Below are 19,760 nucleotides of genomic sequence, written 5' to 3'. Positions count from 1 at the left end.
TGACGTAACCCAATCGATTGCGGGGCATCTTACGACCAAATCCGGGGGAATGTCATTGCGCAGAATCAACGCAATTGTGGCGGCGAGGTTCCGTTTTACGCCGTATTGCCGGCATCGACCGTGAACACGGTGCCGGTGACGTTGCGGCCGCCCTCGCCGAGCAGATATTCCACCATGCGCGCGACGTCTTCCGTTTCCGGCAGCCGGCGCAATGCACTTCGGCCCGCGATGCGCTTGCGTCCCTCGTCGGAGAGATTGTGGGTCAGCTCGGTGTCGATGAAGCCAGGGGCGATCGCGTTCACGGTGATGCCGAGCTTGCCGACCTCGCGCGCGAGCGAGCGGGTGAAGCCGGTGGCGGCGGCCTTGGTCGCGCCATAGACGGACAGGCCGTTATAGCCGGTGGTCGCGATGATGGAGGAGATGTTGATGATGCGGCCAGCGCCATCCGCCATCATCTGCCGCGCGACATATTTGGTGAGGATGATCGGCGACAGCACGTTGAGCTGCACCAGCGCCTCGATCTCGGAATTGTGCATGGTGGCGAGCAGGCCTTCGGTGCCGAGGCCGACATTGTTGACGAGGCCGTAGATCGGGCCGAATTCGTCACGGATGAGCTTTGCGAAAGCGGGAATCGCGTCGATCACCGCGAGATCGCAGGCGCGGAAATGCAGAAGGCCCCCGGACTCGGCGATCGCCGCCTTGAGCTCGTCGCTCTCGCGCCGCGCCGCCGCGATCACGTTGTAGCCGGCGCCGGCCAGACGCTTGCCGATCGCAAGGCCGATACCGCGGCTGCCGCCGGTGACGAGGACATTATGCATCGGTGCGCGCCAATTTGCCGGCCGGGGTGACATCAAGTGCCTCGACGAAGCGGATCACCGCCGGCACCTTGTGGGAAGCGAGCTGGGCGCGGCACTGATCCAGGATCTGGTCGCGAATCTCCTTCACGCGCGCCTGATCGGTGCCGTCGGCGAGGATCACGTCGGCGACGACAATGCCGCCGGTGATCGGACTCTTTCGCGACTTGGCCCGCGACATCCGCACGTCGGAATGGCGGTTGATGACCGCCTCGATCTCTTCGGGGTGGACCTTCAGCCCGCCGATATTGATGATGCCCCCGCGGCGGCCGACGAAATAATAGCGGTCGCCGCGCAGCTCGACAATGTCGCCGCTGTCGACAAATCCGTCATCATCGGTGAGTGCGCCGGCGTTGCGGCCGATATAGGCATGCGCGGTACGCGTCGAGCGAATGCGCAGCGAGCCGTCCACGACCTTCATCTCGACGCCATTGCGGTTGCCGAGATAGTCGGCCGGAAAGCCTTCGAGCCCGTCATTGACGGCGAAGCCGACGCCGGCCTCGGTCGAGGCGTAGGCATGGCCGACGGAGGAATCGGGAAACGCCGCCTTCAGGCCGTCGAGCACCGCCTGGTCGGCGATCTCGCCGGAGAGACGGACGTAAGCCGGCGCGAATTGCGCGGCCGAGCCGCTCATCAGAAGCTTGCGCCAGTGCGAAGGCGTACCCGAGATGTGAGAGACGCCGCGCGCGTTCAGCCGCGCGACGTGATCGGCGAGCGCCTCATGCGGATCCGACAGCACCATGGAGCCGCCGGAGAGAACGGCGCGGAGGAAGATCTGGAGGCCGCCATAGCGGCGAATGTCGTAGAACGTCGCCCAGACCGGCGCGGGTCCACGCGCGGGGCCTTCGGCGACGATCGCGCCGGTCAGCGCTTCCAGCGTATGGCCGGCGATCTTCGGCACGCCTGACGTGCCCGAAGTGAGCATCAGCCATTCGGTGGCGCGCTCGGTCTGCGCGGGCGCGGTGGTTTGAAGCGGCAATTGCGCGGTGACGACCAGCGGCACGCCGGTCTCAGCCCAGCGATCGGGCTCGTCGGTGACGACGGCATCGATCCCGGCATCCGCGATCAGCGCGTCCAAATAGGTCGGATTGAGATCGGGCGGACACAGCAGCATGCGGCGGGCGATACCGTCGAGCTCGATCATGGCAATACCCGACCGGAGCTGGTCGGACAATTTGAGCAGCACGGCGCGGCCGGACAGCTCGCGCAGGCGGCCGCCCAAGACCGTCCGCGACAGGATGTCGGTCAGCGACACGACATCGTGCGCATCCGACAGCGTGCGGCCCTTCAGCTCCGCGCCGAGATGGTCGCGAAGCGCAAAGATCTCACGCGGGGACATTTTCGTAGGCCCGCACGAAATCGCCGACCGTGGCGGGGAACGCTGCGTCCTCGGAAATGGTGAAGGGATCGACGCCGGTCTCGTCCTCGAGCCGAGCGACGAGGATCGCGAAGGCGAGCGAGTCGAAACCCGTCTCGTGCAGGGACAGATCGTCCGAGAGTGCGGGAAGCGTGACGTGCTGTTCCCTGGCGATCTGCTGGATCGCTTCAATGACCTTGGACCTCACCGACATGACTGGCTTGCCTCTTGCTTTGTTAATCGATCGGATGTCTTGCGGCGGTTCTTGATGACCGCCTCCCCATGGCCGTCTGTTTACCCGACAGAAGTAAATGGCTTCTTGGACAATTCAGATAAAATTGGACCTATCTCCGGATTTTGGTTCCGCTAGAGCCTGATCGTACCACCCGCGATCTGCGCATAGGCGCCGGAATCGAGTGCGACATAGGCGCCCGACTTCGGATCGAGCATGAACAGCGGATCGAAGATCGCGCCCGGGTCAAATCCCTCGCGCGCGAGCTCGCCCTTCTTCTGCTTGAACGTCTCGGTCGCATCGAGCTCGCGTGAGATGCGGATGAAGACCGGGCGGGCGTAAGCCGGCAGGCGCCGTGCGAGATGCGCAGGTAACGCCGCGACGTCAAAGCCCTCATTCACGACGATCGCGCTCATCCCGGCGCGGCCATCAGTGCCGGGGACGCTGACGCCGTAAGTGGTGGCGTCGATGACGCCGGTAAAATCGCGCACGGCGTCGTTGACCTCCGAGGTCGCGACGTTCTCGCCCTTCCAGCGAAAAGTGTCGCCGATGCGATCGACGAAATGAAAGAAACCCTTGTCGTCGAGCCGCATCAGATCGCCGGTGCGGAACCAGGCGTCGCCCTTGGCGAAGACGTCGCGCAGGATCTTCTTCTCGGTCTCGCCGGCGTCGGTGTAGCCCTCGAAGCGGCCGCCGCCCTGGTCCGCCGTGCCGATGCGGCCGATGGCTTCGCCCGCCTCGCCGCGGGCGGAGGCAACGCAAAGACCCTGTTCATTGCGCAACGGCGCGCCGCTATCAGGGTCGAGCTTGACGAGACTCGCAGGGAAACGATGCGCGAGCAGCGGCGGGATGCGGCCGATCGCGCCCGGCTGGCCCTCGACGTTGAACAGGGAGAAATTGCCTTCGGTCGCCGCATAGAATTCGAGGATGCGGGGAATGGCGAAGCGGGTCTGAAAGTCCTCCCAGATGTCGCCGCGCAGGCCATTGCCGCAGACGAGCCGCAGCCGATGGCGGTTCTCGTATTCCGACGGCGGCGCCTTGAGCAGATAGCGGCAGAGCTCGCCGATATACTGGAATAGCGTGCAGTCGTGCCGCACGATGTCGGGCCAGAAATTCGAGGCCGAGAACTTGTCCGCGATCACCACCGAGCCGCCGGCGGCCAGCATGCTGCACGGCGCGACGATGCCGCCGACCGAGTGGAATAGCGGCAGACAATCGTAGAGCCGATCCTGTGGCCCGGCGCCAGTGAGGCCGGCGAACCAAAAGCCCCAATTGAGGATGCGGCGATGGCTGATGCTGGCGGCCTTGGGCAGGCCTGTCGTGCCGGACGTGTAGATCAGCAGCGCGCGATCATCGATGGTGACGTCGCCGTGCTCGTCGGGAAAAAGCGGGCCGTCGTCGAGCGCGGCAAGCGCGACATCGATGGCACGCTCGCTGCGGGCATCGCCATGGGTCCAGACCTTGGCCTCGGTCTTCAGATGCGGCTTCGCACTCTCCAGCGTCTCCACCAGGTCGTGCGCGACGATGATGTGCAGGGGCCTCGCGACATCGAGGCAATGCGCGAGCGATTGCCCGACGAGCTTAGTATTGATTAGCGCGACCACACCGCCGACGCGGCTGATGCCGAGCCATGCGGCGACATAATCGACGCCGTTCGGCATGATCAGGCCGACAGTGTCCCCCTTGGCGACGCCGACCGAGCGCGCCCAGCGCGCGTAGCGGTTGATGCGTTTCGACAAACCTTCGTAGTCGAGCGTTGCGTCATCCGTGACCAGCGCAACGCGGTCGGGCTGACGCTGCGCCCAATCGTCGATGACGTCGGCAAACAGCCGGCCCGGCAGCGTCTCGATCCGCGCGGTGAGCTCGATCGCCTTCAGCCAGATCTTTGATGCCGATGGCGCGCGCGCGGCCTTCGGTTGCTCGATGACGCCAGTGGTCATGCCGTTCATGCTTTCGGAACGTGTCTGCTGGTTCCGGCAGCTTAGTCCGCGCGCCCTGCCCAGGTGTTAAGAGACAAGGTAAAAGCCGGTTAGTGCGCGATTAACTCTAGTCATCCTTTACCGAGCCGATGGGATCGGCGTGCGGCCCGGCGTGATCCTTGCGATAGCAGATCGACGACGATGCGGCTGATGCCGCGTCACCGACAGGCTTGCGCAATCGGGCGATCTGTGCGGATCGCTAGTGCACCTTCTTGTGGCGCCGGCGCGGCGGCGCCTCGTTAAAGGCGTAATAGGGATTGACGTCGCACGTCGCGGCGAGCCCTGACGCCGTGGCACGGCATTGCTCCAACGAGGTGAAGGAGCAGTCGAAATAGTCACCGCCCCCGCCGCCGAAGCCGCCGCCAGTGTAGCGGTGCATGCAAACGGGATAGGCCGGATCGTATCTCTGCGCGCTGGCATCCGCTACGCCCAGCAGCGTGAAGATCGCGGTGAGGGTCAGGAAGGGCAGGCGCATGGAGAAATCCTCGTATCGGTAGCGCCGGCGACTCTGATGCCGGCGACCTCGTATGGCATAACACCGCGCCGGAGGCGACTGTTCCTGAGGGCATATGACGGCAAGGTGAGCGCGGTGCGCTGTATGGACGCGACCGTTTCGTCGGTTGTCTTGCACAAGCCCGCAGGCGTCAGGCCGGGATTTGCCCCGGCCTGACGCGTAGCGGCTAGCCGAGCCCCTGCAGCACCAGCCGGTTCAGCCTCGCCGCAAACGCCGCCGGATCTTCCGGCAATTCGCCATCCAGGATCTGCGCCTGCTCGAGCAGGAGCAGGCTGAGATCGTCGACCGTCTTCGAGCCGGCCTGCGCCTTGGTGATCGCGGTGACCAGGGGATGGCGCAGATTGATCTCGAGGATCGGCTTGGTGCGCATGCCGCGGTTCTGCTGCGCCAGGATGCGCTCGAGCTCGCGGCTCGGGCCCTGGCTGTCGGCGACGAGGCAGGAGGCGGAGCTCGTGAGGCGCGTCGAAGCCTTGACGTCGCTGACGCGCTCGCCGAGCGCGGCCTTGATCACGGCGATGGTGGCGGCTTCATCCGCCTCGGGCTCGTCCTTCTTCGCTTCGTCCTTGTCGTCGAGGCGCGGGATCAGGTCGAGGTTGAGATCGCCCTGGCTCAGCGACTTCAGCGGCTTGCCGTCGAACTCCGTCGGCATCGAGGTCCAGAACGCATCGACCGGATCGGACAGCAGCAGCACCTCGATGCCGCGCGCGGTCGCGGCTTCCAGCCGCGGATTGGATTTCAGCCGCTCGATGCTCTCGCCGACCAGATAATAGATCTCGGTCTGGTTCGGCTTGAAATCGGCGATGATCTGCTTCAGCGACCGGTTCTCGCCTGACGTCGTGGTGAAGCGCGACAGCGCCAGCAGCTTCTCGCGGCGCTCGAAATCCTCGTAAATGCCTTCCTTCAGAACCGCACCGAAGGCGTCCCAGATCTTGGCAAAATTCTCCGCGTCCTTCTCGGCGAGGCTTTCGAGCTCGGACACGACGCGTGTCGCCACGGCCTTGCGGATCTGGGCCAGCTGCGGATTGTTCTGCAGCATCTCGCGGGAGATGTTGAGGGGGAGATCCTCGCTGTCGACCACGCCGCGGATGAAGCGCAAATACCCCGGCAAGAGATCGGCATCGTCGGTGATGAAGACGCGGCGGACGTAGAGCTTCACCCGGCCCTTGCGGTTCGGCTCGAACAGGTCGAACGGCTTGGTCGAGGGCGCGAACAGCAGCACGGCGTAGGAGTAGCGGCCCTCGGCACGGTAGTGCAGCGTCATCGCGGGATCGTCGAAGGCGGACGCGATCTGCTGATAGGCTTTCTTGTAGTCCTCCGCCGTCAGCTCGGATTTCGAGCGCTGCCACAGCGCGCTCGCCGAATTGATCTGGCGCGGCTCGCCCTCTTCCGGCACGAGCTCGATGGGAAACAGGATGTTGTCGGAATAGGCACCGACGATGCGCTCGATCTCGTAGGTCTCGAGATATTTCTTGGCGTCGTCCTTCAGGTGCAGGACGATCTCGGTGCCGCGCACGACGCGCGCCGCTTCCTCGTCGCTCGCCCGGGCGATCTCGAAGCCGGAGCCGCCGGAGGACGTCCAGCTCCAGACGTCGCTCTCGCCGGCGCGGCGGCTGACGACGACGATCTTCTCGGCGACCATGAAGGCGGAATAGAAGCCGACGCCGAACTGGCCGATCAGGCCGAGGCCGTCCTTGGCCTCCTTCAGCTTCGAGACGAACGCCTTGGTGCCGGAGCGCGCGATGGTGCCGAGATGGTCGATCAGCTCCTGCCGCTCCATGCCGATGCCGTTATCGACGATCGTGAGCGTGCCGGCCGTCTTGTTCGGGATGATCCGGATCTTGAGCGCGTCGCCCTCGCCCAGCAGGGCGGGGCTGGCGATCGCCTCGTAGCGCAGCTTGTCGCAGGCATCCGAGGCGTTGGACACGAGCTCGCGCAGGAAGATGTCGGTCTCCGAATAGACGGAGTGCACCATGAGGTGCAGCAGTTCGGAAACCTCGGCCTGGAAGGGCTGCGTATGCACAGCCGTATCTGACGTCGTCATGCGTTTACCCGATCAATCAAAAGGGGAAAGCCGGGATATAACGCGATGAGACAGCGGATCAAGAGGACGTGAGCAGTCACCCCCTGCCCGCAGCAGAGGCGCCTGTCCCTCGGCCCGGGGCAATCAGGTCACGCAACGGCCCGGCTGGAGCAGCTTGGCGACCTCGGTCAGGGAGCTGACCATCGGCTCGCAGGCGATGGTCGGCTTGTTGCGGCCCTGCTTCTGGTTCTGGTTCTGGAGCGCCACGGGCGGCTTGGCGTTGCCGGTCTCGATCACCGCGGGGACCCGCAGCAGCACCGAGGTATCGGCAAGGTCGTTCAACCGCATCGACACGGTGCGGGTGGGAACCGCACCCGGCTTGATCTCGGCGAGCCGGTCGGCCTTGCCGGTCCGATTGACGTCATGGCCGGGCTTGTCGGCGACCGCCTGCCAGCGGTCGGCCAGATCATGGCCGGAGGCCAGTTGCACCTGCACCGCGCCGAGCGTTGCGACAATCGCGACGGCGCCCAAAAATACCTTTTGAATCTGTGACATGGCTGTAGATCCCTCGCCCCATGGCGATCGCGGGAACAACGCGGCCGGAGGAGCGGGGGTTCTCGGCAGTCACGATCACTTAACCGTGTGCAAAAAAGTCGCGCCCCGAAAAATATTTCCGGAGCCCTGGAACGACTCCCGCGCCTGGGAGTCTTCTCAACAGCCGGCTATTCCCCCCTGCCCCATAAGCCGGCGACGTAGGGCGCGACTGTGGTGATGCCAGTCGCGCCTTACTTTTTTTTATACGGGGGTTTTGCGAGTTCTTGTCTGCCCCCCACCATCCGTTTCACCAAGTTGGCCGAGAGCCTGCGGTCGCGGATGGGACTGGCACGGTGCGCATGCGACCATTAAACGGCTCACCCGCTCGGCGGGAGGACAGGGCGTCGGGCTGCGGCAGTCCCATTCCCATGTAGCCGGCGCCGCCGCGATGAGGGCGGGCCTGAAGGCCATACCAAACAGATCAAGCTGGCATCAGCGGCGGGTGCGTATCCTGCGCGGCCGGCTCGGCCAGCGAGGACAAGCCCCAAGAGCGTCCCCATGGAACCAAATACCGGGATTAACGCGCTTTTGTCCGGTACCGGAGCCATCCGCGATGGGATCATGCCGACGAGTCCGGCTCCTGCTTTCGTAAAGGGCGTTGCAAGGAAGCTGAGCCTCTACACGATCATAAAATTCGATGCGTGCAATTGGCTGATCGCGGTATCAATGAAGTCAATAGACCCCGCGCTAGAACCGCTCCCCAGCGCGAGCAGGGTCCCGCCGTGTCCATCGCTCCTAAGCGCGCTCATGATGTCGGCGACGGAGTGGTAGTTGCCTACACCGTTCGCAAGATCGACGACGCCAAGCGCGTCATTCCCAAATCCGGAAATCGTATCGACCTGGCTGCCGGAGTTGATCGAGACGGTCAGACCCGTGCCGTGATCGAGGATGTCTACATGGGCCGGGCCGTTGATGATCACCTGATTGCCAAACCCGACAAAGTTAAACTGGTCTGATCCGCCATTGACCGTAATGACGTCTTGGCCAATCTGGTTTGTCACATTTGCCTGGGACCCGTTGAGCATCACGTGATTGGCAGTTCCGCCAAGGATGATTGTATCGTGCCCCGCGCCAGCAACGACGTTGTCCGATCCGCTGCCGGCTATGATCGTGTTTGTTCCCGAGCCGACGGTGATCTGGTTTCCCATCCCGCCGAGATTCACGGTGCTGTTGCCATCACCGAGAGTGACACTGTTGGCGCCATCTCCACCCGCGACGACATCGTTGCCATTCCCAAGCGTGACCGTGTTGCCATATCCGGAGAGCGTCACCCGGTCGTTGCCGTTGCCAGCCGTTACCCGGCTTGCGCCGTCACCGGGATGGACAACATCGTTGCCGTTACCCAGCGTGATGACGTTCCCGTATCCGCTGGCGTCGATGATGTCATTGCCATTGCCGAGCGCAATCGTCGTGGCGCCTGTCGATCCCGTTACCGTAACATTGCCGTTGCCGCCGGTGACGTGGTTGACGATCCCCTGCAGATAGACGGTGCTGTCGCCGCTCGGCACATCAACCGTACCGTATAATCCGGCGTAGATCGTGTCGCTCCCGCCATTGCCGTGGATGGTATTGAACATGCCATAGGCGTGGATGATGTCGTTGCCCGTCGTGCCCTGAATGATCGCATAACCGGAGGCCGGGCCGTCGATCGTCGTGGAGCCGGCTTGATGCGTGTCCGTGACGGACGTGTTGGCGTCGCTGACGGCCAGGCCGGCGCTGCTTGTGTCGCTCAGAGTGAACGTGGTCGTTGCGCTGCCGTCCCCGTGCGGCGAGGCCACAAAGGTGAGGGCGTGCAACTCGGCGGTCAGGTTGGCAGCGGCGGTCGCTGCCAGCTCGTAGGTTCCGTTTCCAAGCGAGATCAATCCTGTCCCGGACAGGATGCCAGCCGCGCCTGCGAGCGTGATGATCAGACTGTCCGTTGCTGCTACGTTTGGATCTGTGATCGTTACGGTCGCAAATGGATTGATCGCAGCTCCGTTGCTGGTCGTTTGTCCCGATACGGCGCCAGCGATGGCCGGCAGGGCCGCCGCTGTCAGCAGAATGCCGCCGGAGCTGTCTTTCGCGATGCCGAAGCGTGTGACCGAGTTATCTGCCAGCGTGAAAGTCTCGCTCGCCGCACCGTTGCTGACCGTGAGCTTCGAGCCGGATAGAGTCGCCGTTGCGCCGCTCGTATAGGACAGCCCGGAAAGGTCGATCTGGTCGCCGAGCGCAATGCCTTTGATCTGGCTTGCAAAGGTCAATAGGCCCGAAACCAGCTTCTGCTCGATCTTGAGCGTGCCTTGGCCGGAGAAAGTGATCGCGTCGTCGGAAATCGCGCCCGCCTTGAGATCAAGCGTGCCGCCGGCGATCGTGGTCGCGCCGACAATGCCACCCGCTTCGACGAGTTCTGTGGCGCCATGATAAATTGTCGAAGCGTTCGCGGTGCCCTGATCGAGCACATCAAGCGTGCCGCCGTTCAGAGTCGTTGAGGTGATGATGCCGCCGTCCGAGACGGAGAGGCTTCCTGAATTGAGGATTGTCCCGCTCGCCGCGCTGGCGTCGAGTGCCGGTGCGCTTGGGTCGTTCGTGGGGTCTGCAATGGATCCCGAAACCGTCACCACACCACCGTTGATGGTGGCTTTCTTGGCGATCCCCGCCCCGAACAGGTGCAATTGGCCGCCGCTGCCGACAACGGCAAAATCGACTTCGCTTCTGATGACGGTGCTGTATTGGCCCCCGGGAGAATGATAGAGAGTCTCTCCCGAAGCATTGATGACGCCGCCCGACTTGACGATGGTGCCGCTGGCAAAGCCCCCATTGGTGAGATTCTGGACACCGCCGGCATTGACGGTGGTCGATGTCACGATGCCGGTATCGACGTCCTGCTCGGCACCATTGTTGACAGTGGTGTGATCGGCCCGCCCTGGACCCGGCGCATCGTGCAGATAAATGCCGGCGACACGTTGAATGCCGCCCGTGTTGATCGTGGTATAGCTCGCGGTGGACGCAAGCCCGACATCCTGTTCGCCGCCATTGATGACGGTGTTGCTGGCGGCGGCCCCTAGATCGTAGTTGCCTAAGATCTGCTTACCGCCCGCTGATATCGTCGTGTTCGTTGCCGTACCGAACACCTTGAACAAGATGCCGTTCGATACGGTGAAGCCGTTTTCCGTGTAGCCATAGTCGGCAACAAAGGTTGCGCCACTCTGGAAGGTTGTGTTGGCCAGCGTCGCGCCAGCTTCAGCGATGAGCGTTGCTCCTGCGGAAATGACACTGTTACTGAGCACACCACCGTCCAGGACGGCCAGCGTCACGCTGTTCGCGACAACAAATCCGTTTTCAATCGTGCCGTCGCCGATCTGCAGAGTGCTGCCGGCGTTGAAGACTGTCCCCGAAAAATCGGCGTTACCAAGCACAATGAGGCCGCCATACTGATTGACGGTCGTGTTGATCGCCGTCGCGCCGGCGGACAGCACCATCGTTCCGTAATTGATTATTGTGCCGGTTGCCGTGCCGCCTGCATCAACGTTCAGCGTGCCGAAGTTCTGGAGTATCGTGCCCGATACGATCGCTCCGTCCGACACAGTTAATGTTCCAAAACCTTCAACGATAGTGCCGGTCGCCATGCTGGCGTCGACGGCCGGCTGGCCGGGAACATTCGCGAACGGATCCGGTATCGATCCCGAGACAGTCATGACGCCACCGTTGACGATGGCGTTCACGGCGGTCCCACCGCCAGTGACGTCGAACTCACCCTGATAGTTGATGGTTGCAGCGGTCGCCACGCTTTGGATAACCGGCTCCGGATACACGGGCGCCGTTTCGACAGTTTCACCCGAAACTCTGAGAACACCGCCGGAATTGACGATGGTGCCGCTGGCGCTGCCACCATTCGTCACGTTCTGGAGGCCGCCGGAATTGACAGTCGTCGCCGTTGCGGTGCCCGTGTCGATGTCCTGCTCGCCGCCGCCATTGATCGTGGTGTGATCGGCCTTGCCGGGGGTTGGACCTTCATGGACATATTCGCCGGTGACACGCTGGATGCCGCCTGCGTAAATGGTCGTATAGCTGGCGACGCCATCAAAGACGACGTCCTGTTCTCCGCCATAGATGACAGTGTGGGTTGCGGTGCTTGTTGCGAAAGATCCGCCGACCGTCTGCAAGCCGCCAGCCTGGATCGTCGTGCTATCGACGGAAGCGCCGCCAGTGACATCCATCGTGTCGCCGCTGTGGAGGGTGATGCCACTGGCAGGAGGAATAGCTGTCATATAAATGCTCCACATTTGGTGCTTGGAAAAGCAAACAAGCAAAGCAAAATCATTCCACGGCTATTCAACCTAAAACTGCGATAGCTGAAAATGTCTGTCAAGCAGACCGCATTTTTCAATGAAGGTTTTGAACGGTGCCTCGCGCGATTTCTGCTGACAAAGTCGTGACGTATACGCGCGCGAATATTGCTGGATGAATTTATCAGCAGCGTGACGAAAATTGCGGCGACCACGCGCACTCAAGATTTGCGCGAGAAATCCGCGTCAGAAGTGGATCATAGCGCATCGAAAGTTCCATTGTCGTTCCGCGCCTACACTGGCCACTCTCGGAGCCTCTGCGCAACGGCAACAGGTTATCATCGCGATGCGTGGTGGCATCTGCCGCAATGTTTGCGCACCCGGCTTTGCCGCAACGATGATCGGCAGCCCAAGCTTCTTGGAGAGCTCATCGGCGACGATGCGCAACAAGGTATCGGCGGAGCCGCCAGGTACAAAGCCAGTCGCACCTTACTCTTGTCCGGGGCTTATTTCGCTTTCCCCGCCAGCCACGCCCGCCCCTCGCCATAGAGCTTCTCGACCTCGGCGCCGGTGAGGCCCGGCATGTCGCGCTTGACCTTGTAGCCGATCAGCTCCTGCATGTAGGCGAGATGGCGGTAGCCTTCCGGCAACGCGGCGAGCGCTGTCTGGTCAAGGCGGAGCGTCGCGGCGGGGTCGACCGGGTCGATCCGGTCCTTCTCGTAGATCGGCTGGCGGCGGACGATGCCCCAACGGCCCTGCCGCTTCTCCAGGAAATCGTAGAAGCGTCCGGTGCAGACGACGTCGCAGAGCACATCGTGCACGCCCGCGCGCTGCGAGATCGTCATCTTGGTCTGCGCAATGGCGCGCTCGCCGGACAAATCGATGCTGGTGCCGCCGAGGAAATGCAGGATGCGCACGCCCTTGGCAAAGCCCTCCTGGCTGACGCGGATGAAATCGCGCGCAGGCCCCTGAAACCAGGTGGCGGACATCCAGCCCTCGTCATGCCAGACGGTCGCAAACCGCTCCCAGTCGCCGGCATCCCGCCAGACCGCCCAGTTTTCGACGAGGTCGCGGATGGCGAGGCGATCGAGGAGTTGCTGGTCCATGGGCACATCTCCGGTTGCGGGCCGCAGCGGGGGGCCGCCGCACAGGTATGAGCGGCGAAATCAACGGCCGTCAAGCGCGGGCAGGCGCCCCAGGAAATCGCGACCAGAAATCGCCGCAAGAAAAATCCGGCGCACCTTGCGGTACGCCGGATCAGATCATCGTCAACCAATCTCAGGCGGCTGGCGCCTTGCTTACGCCGCCGGCGCCTTGGGCGTGCGGTTGCGCGAGTTGCGCTGGAAGAACAGCGCCTGGCTGGCCACCGCCGACACCATCGCCGGCTGGAACGGCTTCGAGATCAGGAACGCCGGCTCGGGGCGCTCGCCGGTGAGGAAGCGCTCCGGATAGGCGGTGATGAACACCACCGGCACCTCAAAGGTGCGCAGCAATTCGTTGACCGCATCGAGCCCCGACGATCCGTCGGCGAGCTGGATGTCGGCGAGGATCAGGCCGGGCCGCCTGTTCTTGGCCAGCGCCACAGCATCGGCATGCGTGCGCGCGACGCCGACGACGTTGTGGCCGAGATTCTTCACCAGGCTCTCGAGGTCCATGGCAATGAAGGTCTCGTCCTCGATGATCAGCACGTCGGTGGCGATCTCGGCCGCCATCTCGCGTCCCGCGGCATCCGCAAGCCGCCGCGTCTCGGCGACGTCGGTGCCGAGGATGAAGGCGACTTCCTCCTCGGAAAATCCCTCGAGCGAAAGCAGCAGGAAGGCCTGCCGCGGCAGCGGCGTGATGTTCGACAGCCGCCGCTCCGGCGGCATCGGCAGGGGCGTCACCTCGGCGTCGTTGACGGAGACGGAATTCCAGATCTGGGTGAACAGCCGGAACAGGCCGGCCCGCGGCCCATGGCTCTCGTCGAGCACGGCGGGATCCCCGAGCATGGCTTCCAACATGGCTGCGACATAGGCGTCGCCGGAAGCCTGGCTGCCCGTCAGGGCGCGTGCATACCGGCGCAACAACGGCAAGTGTTCAGCAACAAGCTGTGAACGGGACATCCCCACTCCATTCATCTTCGGACCGACCTTAAGAGAAGACTTTAGAGACATCACAAGGGGAGGTCCGGGTTCCCCTGCTGGGGCTGACTACGCCTCATGGCAAGAAAAGTTCCGTAGCCGGCGGAACTTTTTCTCGAACCTGGAATTGTGCCTATCCAGGGAACGGCTCCCGGTTGAGAAAACTTCTCGATTTTACAGTCACTTAACTCGGGGAAACGTGGAACAGGTCATGAAAGATCTCAAGTCTCAAGCCAGCAAAAGCACGACCCCCGGCAAGGGAGGGCTCACTCCGGAGATCCAATCCCGGATCGGGCATCAGCTCCGCGCCATGTACGACGACGTCGTCCGGCAGGGGGTTCCGGATCGGTTCGCTGAACTGATCAAGAAGCTTGATGCGCCGGGAGCGACACCCCACGTGGAAAATGATGGCGGATCCAACGACAACAACAATGGGAGGGATTAATGCCTCTCACGGACTCCCTGCGTAACGACATCCTCGCGGCCGTGCCAAGTCTGCGCGCGTTCGCGATCTCGCTCAGCGGCAACGCCGACCGCGCCGACGATCTGGTGCAGGAAACGCTGTTGCGTGCGCTTGCCAACATCGACTCATTCCAGCCCGGCTCCAACCTGCCGGCCTGGCTGTTCACGATCCTGCGCAACCTGTTCCGCTCCGACTATCGCAAGCGGCGGCGCGAGGTCGAGGACGCCGAGGGCAATTATGCGAAGACGCTGAAGACACAGCCCTCGCAGAACGCGCATCTCGAGTTCGAGGAGTTTCGCACCGCGCTCGAGAAGCTTCCGCAAGACCAGCGCGAAGCGCTGATCCTGGTCGGCGCCTCCGGCTTCTCCTATGAGGACGCAGCCTCGATCTGCGGCTGTGCGGTCGGCACGATCAAGAGCCGGGTCAACCGTGCACGCTCGAAGCTCGCCGCGCTGCTCTATGTCGACGGCGCCGAGGATTTCGGGCCCGACGAGACCGTGCGCGCCGTGATCGGCGGCAGCGGCGGATAGCGGCAGGCCGTCATCGGACCCGGACGACAAACGGAAAGGCGGCCGTTCACGCGGCCGTCTTTGCGCGCGTCTGACGGTACTTGAGCCGCTAAATCACTCGTCCACGAAGGTCACGGTGTCGGCGACGCTCGCCCGCGAGGTGCGGTAGCTGTTGACCTTGTGGGCATGGTCGGCATAGCCGAACGAGATGCCGCAAACGACGCGGCGGTCATCGGGCAGATTGAAGTGACGACGGATCAGGCCGGAGTGCCGCGCCAGCGCCGCCTGCGGAATCGTGCCGAGCCCGAGCGCCTGGGCGGCGAGCATGAAATTGGAGACATAGGCGCCGCAATCGATCGCGCCGTAGATGCCGAGCGGCTCGTTGGTGTGGATGACAGCGACATGCGGCGCGCCAAAGAAATTGTAGTTCTCCAGCGCCTGCTTGGCGTAGCCCATCTTGTCGCCACGAGGGATCCCGAGCGTGTTGTAGAGCTGAAACCCGCTTTCGCGGCGGCGATCGAGATAGACGCCGACATATTCGCGCGGCGGGGTGAAATCGTAATCGTCGCCGAGTCCGCCGGAGGCTTCCTTGTAGATCGACTGGCGAAAGCGCTCCTTGGCCTCGCCGCTGGCGATGATGACCTGCCAGGGCTGGCTGTTGCACCAGGACGCGGTGCGCTGCGCGGTCTTCAGCACATGCTCGATGGTGGCGCGATCGACCTGCCTGGGCAGGAAGGCGCGCACCGAGTAGCGCTCGTTGAGCAGCTCTTCGAGCACGCCGATGCGGTCGTTCTGGCTGACTTTTGCGTCCATTGCCTAACTCGCTTTCGTGCCCCGGACGCGACGCAGCACGAAGTGATGCGGCGCAGAGCCGGGGCCCATTGTGACACTCTGGGGTCCGGCTCTGCGGAGCGGCACTTCGCGCCGCACCGCGTCCGGGACACGGGAATTCTCATCTACCCTTGGTCGGGATCTTGTTATACGGCACGTCCTTGTCGACGCGGATGTCGCCCGGCAGGCCGAGCACGCGCTCCGCGATGATGTTGCGCAGGATCTCGTCGGTGCCGCCGGCGATGCGCATCGAGGGCGAGGACAGCAGCATCTGCTGGAACTGGCCCTGCACCGTCTCCTCATCGCTGCCTGTGAGAACACCGGCCGCGCCCTGGAGGTCCATGGCGTAGGTCGCGATGTCCTGGAGCATCATGCCCGAGACCAGCTTGCCGATCGAATTCTCCGGGCCCGGCCGCTCGCCTTTCGACAGCGCCGAGATCGCGCGGTAGCTGGTATATTTCAGCCCGCTCGACTTCACCGCCCAGCTCGCAAGCTTGGAGCGCACCGCGGGATCGTCGATGGCCAGGCCGTCCTCGAGCATCAGGTTCGCGCAGAACTCGAACATCTCTGGCACACCGGTCGCAAGCCGCGCGCCGATCGACATGCGCTCGTTCATCAGCGTGGTCAGCGACACGCTCCAGCCCTCGCCGACGGCACCGAGACGCTGGCTGTCCGGGATCACCACGTCGGTGAAATAGACCTCGTTGAACTCCTGCATGCCGTTGGCCTGCTTGATCGGCCGCACCTCGACGCCCGGGCTCTTCATGTCCAGGAAGAACATGGTGAGGCCCTTGTGCTTGGGCACGTTCGGATCGGTGCGCGCGATCAGAAGGCCGAAGTCGGAATAATGCGCGCCCGAGGTCCAGATCTTCTGGCCGTTGACGACCCAATTGTCGCCCTTCTTCTCCGCGCGCGTGCGGAGGCCCGCGACATCAGAGCCGGCCGAGGGTTCGGAGAACAGCTGGCACCAGATCTCCTCGCCCGAGGCGAGCTTCGGCAAGTACCGGCGCTTGGCGTCCTCACTGCCCCAGGCCATCACGGTCGGCCCGCACATGCCCTCGCCGATCTGGAACGGCTGCGTCAGCTTGCCGTAGACGCCCTCCTCCTGCTGCCAGATCACGCGCTCGATCGGCGTGGCGCCGCGGCCGCCATATTCCTTCGGCCAATGCAGGCAGGCCCAGCCGCCCTCCGCCTTCTTCTTCTGCCAGGCCTTGCCGACATCGACGATGTCGTGCTGGGCGAGCCGGATGCGGCCGAGCGAGGATTTTGACAGTTCTGCCAAAAACTCCTTCGGCGCGTTGGCCTCGACCCATTTGCGCGCGGTCTCGCGGAATGCGGCTTCCTGCGGGGTATCGTCGAAGTTCATGGCGGCTTCCTTTTCCTAGTCATTCCGGGGCGCGCAACGCGCGAACCCGGAATCCAGAGGTTACTTACGCATCTCGAGATTCTCAGATGTGCAATTGCACATCGTAGTTCGGCTCTTCGAGCCGCCCCGGAATGACGGCTAATTCCTTCCCTTCGTCGGGATCTTGTTGAACGGCACGTCCTTGTCGACGCGGATGTCGCCGGGCAGGCCCAGCACCCGCTCGGCGATGATGTTGCGCATGATCTCGTCGGTGCCGCCTTCGACACGGGTGCCCGGCGCACGCAGCAGCATGGCCTGGAAACGGCCGGCGAGTTCGGCATCCTCGGGGCCGCTGATGACGCCGCTCGCGCCCTGCAAGTCCAGCGCGTAGGTCGCAACGTCCTGGATCATCGATCCGGCAACGAGCTTGCCGATCGAATTTTCCGGCCCCGGCCGCTCGCCCCTCGACAACGCCGAGATCGCGCGCATGCTGGTGTACTTCAGCCCGCTCGCCTTCACCGCCCAGTTCGCCAGCTTCGAGCGTACCGCGCGATCCTCGATCGCCGGGCCGTCGTCGAGCATCAGGCTGGAGCAATACTCGAACAACTCCGGGAAACCGGTCGAAACGGCCGCGCCGATCGCGCTGCGCTCGTTCATCAGCGTGGTCAGCGAGACGTTCCAGCCGTCACCGACCTCGCCGAGACGCTGATGGTCGGGGATACGCACGTTGGTGAAATAGACCTCGTTGAAGTCGGAAGCACCGCTCGCCTGCTTGATCGGCCGCACCTCGACGCCCGGGCTCTTCATGTCCAGGAAGAACATGGTGAGACCCTTGTGCTTGGGCACGGTCGGATCGGTGCGGGTGAGCAGGATGCCGTAGTCGGAATAATGCGCGCCCGACGTCCAGATCTTCTGGCCGTTGATGATCCAGTCGTCGCCATCCTTTTCCGCGCGGGTTCGCAACCCAGCGACATCCGAGCCGCCGGCGGGCTCGGAGAACAGCTGGCACCAGACTTTTTCGCCGGAAGCGAGCGGCGGCAGATAGGTGCGCTTATGTTCTTCGCGCGCGAACGCCATCATGGTCGGCCCGCACATGCCGTGGCCGATGATGAACATGCGGGACAGCTGGCCGAACGGGCCCTCTTCCTGCTGCCAGATCACGCGCTCGATCGGCGAGGCACCGCGGCCGCCATACTCCTTCGGCCAGTGCAGGCAGGCCCAGCCGGCGTCGGCCTTCTTCTTCTGCCAGGCCTTGGCGACCTCGAGGATGTCAGCGTTCTTGAGCTGGGTGCGGCCCAGCGAGGATTTTCGCAGCTCATCCTCGTACTGCCTGGGTGCGTTCGCCGCGATCCAGCCGCGAGCCAGGCTGCGGAATTCGGCTTCCTGCGGGGTGTCGTCGAAGTTCATGGTCTTGTCTCTCGGTTCGTTCCCCGGACGCTGCGCAGCACGAAGTGATGCGCTGCAGATCCGGGGTCCATTGCGGCCCCTGGGTCCCGGCTCTGCGGCGCTTCGCGCCGCGTCCGGGACACGATCATTATCAAGCCGCGTTCTTCTTCCGCATGCGGTCGATCAACTGATCTTCCCAATAGGACAGGCTGCCGAGGGCCAGCGCCATCGCGTTCGCCCGGCGGTAGTACATGTGGCAGTCGAACTCCCAGGTGAAACCCATGCCGCCGTGCACCTGGATATTGTTCTTGGCGCAGTGCTGGAACGCCTGCGTTGCGCTGATGCGCGCGGCGGCGGCGGCTTCCGGCAATTCGGATGCGTTGGTCGAAAGCGCCCAAGCGCCGTAATAGCTGTTGGAGCGCGCCAGCGTCGCCGAGACGTACATGTCGGCGAGCATGTGCTTCACCGCCTGGAACGAGCCGATCTGGCGGCCGAAGGCGATGCGGTCGAGCGCGTAGTCGCGGCCCATCTCCAGCGCGCGGTCGGAGCCGCCAACCTGCTCGAAGGCGCACAGCACGGCGGCACGGTCGAGCACCTGGGTGAGGATGCTCCAGCCCTCGCCGGCCGCGCCCAGCGGCTCGGCCTTGCAGTCCTTGAAAGTGATCTCCGCCTGGCCACGAGTCGGATCAAGGTTGGTCAGGCTTTTCACCTCGACGCCGCCGCCCTTGAGATCGACCAGGAACAGCGAGATGTCGCTCTCACGCCCACTCGACCCCGTACGCGCTGCAACGACGGCGAAGTCGGCGATCGCGCCATCGGCCACAGGCTTCTTGACGCCGTTGAGCACGCCATTCGCAGCAGTCAGCTTGATGGCCTTCGGCGACGGATTGCCCTTGCCCTCGAACAGCGCCAGCGTCCCGATCGCCTCGCCCGAGGCAATCGCCGGCAGCCACTTCTTCTTCTGCGCGTCGCTGCCGGCGATCAGCAGCGCTTCGGCGGCAAGATAAACGGTCGAGGAGAACGGCACCGGCGCGTTGGCCCGGCCCATCTCTTCCGCAATCACGCAAAGCTCGAGATGGCCGGCGCCCGCGCCGCCGAATTCCTCGGGGATTGCGACGCCGAGAAAACCCATCTCGGCGAGGCCCTTCCAGAGTTCCTTGTCGTAGGGTGCCTTGCCGTCGAGCACGACGCGCACCGCCTTGGGCGAGCATTTTTCGGTGAGGAATTTGCGCGCCTGGTCGCGGAGCTGCTTCTGGTCGTCGGAGAAGTCGAAGTTCATGGCGGCTTGCCT

General features: G+C 63.7%; 16 protein-coding genes. 2 read left to right on the top strand and 14 right to left on the bottom strand.

Annotation, left to right across the window (positions count from 1 at the left end):
- Window positions 1–95: 95 nt before the first annotated feature.
- From BM118_RS21060 to BM118_RS21015, 10 genes are all read right to left on the bottom strand, one after another.
- The gene (locus BM118_RS21060; RefSeq protein WP_092187388.1) at window positions 96–818 is read right to left on the bottom strand and encodes an SDR family NAD(P)-dependent oxidoreductase; all 723 of its coding nucleotides are present in this window, start codon (window positions 816–818) and stop codon (window positions 96–98) included.
- Complete coding sequence (locus tag BM118_RS21055; RefSeq protein WP_177234513.1) at window positions 811–2,193, bottom strand: class I adenylate-forming enzyme family protein; 1,383 nt, start codon at window positions 2,191–2,193, stop codon at window positions 811–813. The genes BM118_RS21060 and BM118_RS21055 overlap by 8 nt, the downstream gene beginning before the upstream one ends.
- A complete protein-coding gene (locus BM118_RS21050; RefSeq protein ID WP_008135396.1) occupies window positions 2,180–2,425 on the bottom strand; it encodes an acyl carrier protein in 246 nt (81 codons plus the stop codon). Before BM118_RS21050 ends, BM118_RS21055 begins: the two co-directional genes overlap by 14 nt.
- Before the next feature lie 152 nt (window positions 2,426–2,577).
- The gene (locus BM118_RS21045; protein WP_092187387.1) at window positions 2,578–4,392 is read right to left on the bottom strand and encodes a long-chain-acyl-CoA synthetase; all 1,815 of its coding nucleotides are present in this window, start codon (window positions 4,390–4,392) and stop codon (window positions 2,578–2,580) included.
- 229 nt (window positions 4,393–4,621) lie between these two features.
- Window positions 4,622–4,897, bottom strand: a complete 276-nt coding sequence (locus BM118_RS21040) for a DUF3551 domain-containing protein (protein WP_092187386.1) — start codon at window positions 4,895–4,897, stop codon at window positions 4,622–4,624.
- Window positions 4,898–5,102: 205 nt separating this feature from the next.
- On the bottom strand, window positions 5,103–6,977 hold the full coding sequence (gene htpG / locus BM118_RS21035; RefSeq protein WP_092187385.1) for a molecular chaperone HtpG: 1,875 nt from the start codon (window positions 6,975–6,977) through the stop codon (window positions 5,103–5,105).
- Window positions 6,978–7,100: 123 nt separating this feature from the next.
- A complete protein-coding gene (locus BM118_RS21030) occupies window positions 7,101–7,511 on the bottom strand; it encodes a hypothetical protein (protein WP_092187384.1) in 411 nt (136 codons plus the stop codon).
- 656 nt (window positions 7,512–8,167) lie between these two features.
- A complete protein-coding gene (locus BM118_RS21025) occupies window positions 8,168–11,797 on the bottom strand; it encodes a hypothetical protein (RefSeq protein WP_092187383.1) in 3,630 nt (1,209 codons plus the stop codon).
- A gap of 524 nt (window positions 11,798–12,321) precedes the next feature.
- Window positions 12,322–12,921 (bottom strand): nuclear transport factor 2 family protein, encoded by a 600-nt coding sequence (locus BM118_RS21020; protein ID WP_092187382.1) that lies wholly within the window; start codon window positions 12,919–12,921, stop codon window positions 12,322–12,324.
- Between the two features lie 192 nt (window positions 12,922–13,113).
- Window positions 13,114–13,917, bottom strand: coding sequence for a response regulator (locus BM118_RS21015; protein ID WP_177234512.1), 804 nt, complete (start codon window positions 13,915–13,917; stop codon window positions 13,114–13,116).
- 229 nt (window positions 13,918–14,146) lie between these two features.
- Between BM118_RS21015 and BM118_RS21010 the strand changes: the two genes are divergently transcribed.
- Window positions 14,147–14,380: a NepR family anti-sigma factor gene (locus BM118_RS21010; protein WP_177234511.1), complete on the top strand. Its 234-nt coding sequence runs from the start codon at window positions 14,147–14,149 to the stop codon at window positions 14,378–14,380.
- Window positions 14,380–14,928: a sigma-70 family RNA polymerase sigma factor gene (locus BM118_RS21005; RefSeq protein ID WP_011090521.1), complete on the top strand. Its 549-nt coding sequence runs from the start codon at window positions 14,380–14,382 to the stop codon at window positions 14,926–14,928. Before BM118_RS21010 ends, BM118_RS21005 begins: the two co-directional genes overlap by 1 nt.
- Window positions 14,929–15,021: 93 nt before the next feature.
- Here the strand turns inward: BM118_RS21005 and BM118_RS21000 are convergent, their stop codons facing one another.
- The 4 genes from BM118_RS21000 to BM118_RS20985 form a co-directional block, all read right to left on the bottom strand.
- Window positions 15,022–15,720, bottom strand: a complete 699-nt coding sequence (locus BM118_RS21000) for a nitroreductase (RefSeq protein ID WP_092187379.1) — start codon at window positions 15,718–15,720, stop codon at window positions 15,022–15,024.
- 139 nt (window positions 15,721–15,859) lie between these two features.
- A complete protein-coding gene (locus BM118_RS20995; RefSeq protein WP_092187378.1) occupies window positions 15,860–17,104 on the bottom strand; it encodes an acyl-CoA dehydrogenase in 1,245 nt (414 codons plus the stop codon).
- A gap of 138 nt (window positions 17,105–17,242) precedes the next feature.
- Window positions 17,243–18,490 carry an acyl-CoA dehydrogenase gene (locus BM118_RS20990; RefSeq protein WP_092187377.1) on the bottom strand — a complete coding sequence of 416 codons (1,248 nt, stop codon included), beginning with the start codon at window positions 18,488–18,490 and terminating at the stop codon, window positions 17,243–17,245.
- A gap of 130 nt (window positions 18,491–18,620) precedes the next feature.
- Window positions 18,621–19,748 (bottom strand): acyl-CoA dehydrogenase family protein, encoded by a 1,128-nt coding sequence (locus BM118_RS20985; RefSeq protein ID WP_092187376.1) that lies wholly within the window; start codon window positions 19,746–19,748, stop codon window positions 18,621–18,623.
- Window positions 19,749–19,760: the final 12 nt, after the last annotated feature.

The sequence above is a fragment of the Bradyrhizobium sp. cf659 genome (genome assembly GCF_900113725.1).
Taxonomy (GTDB): Bacteria; Pseudomonadota; Alphaproteobacteria; order Rhizobiales; family Xanthobacteraceae; genus Bradyrhizobium.
The sequence above is the reverse complement of the archived record's forward strand: the minus strand, read 5'-3'. Positions and strand labels throughout refer to the sequence as shown.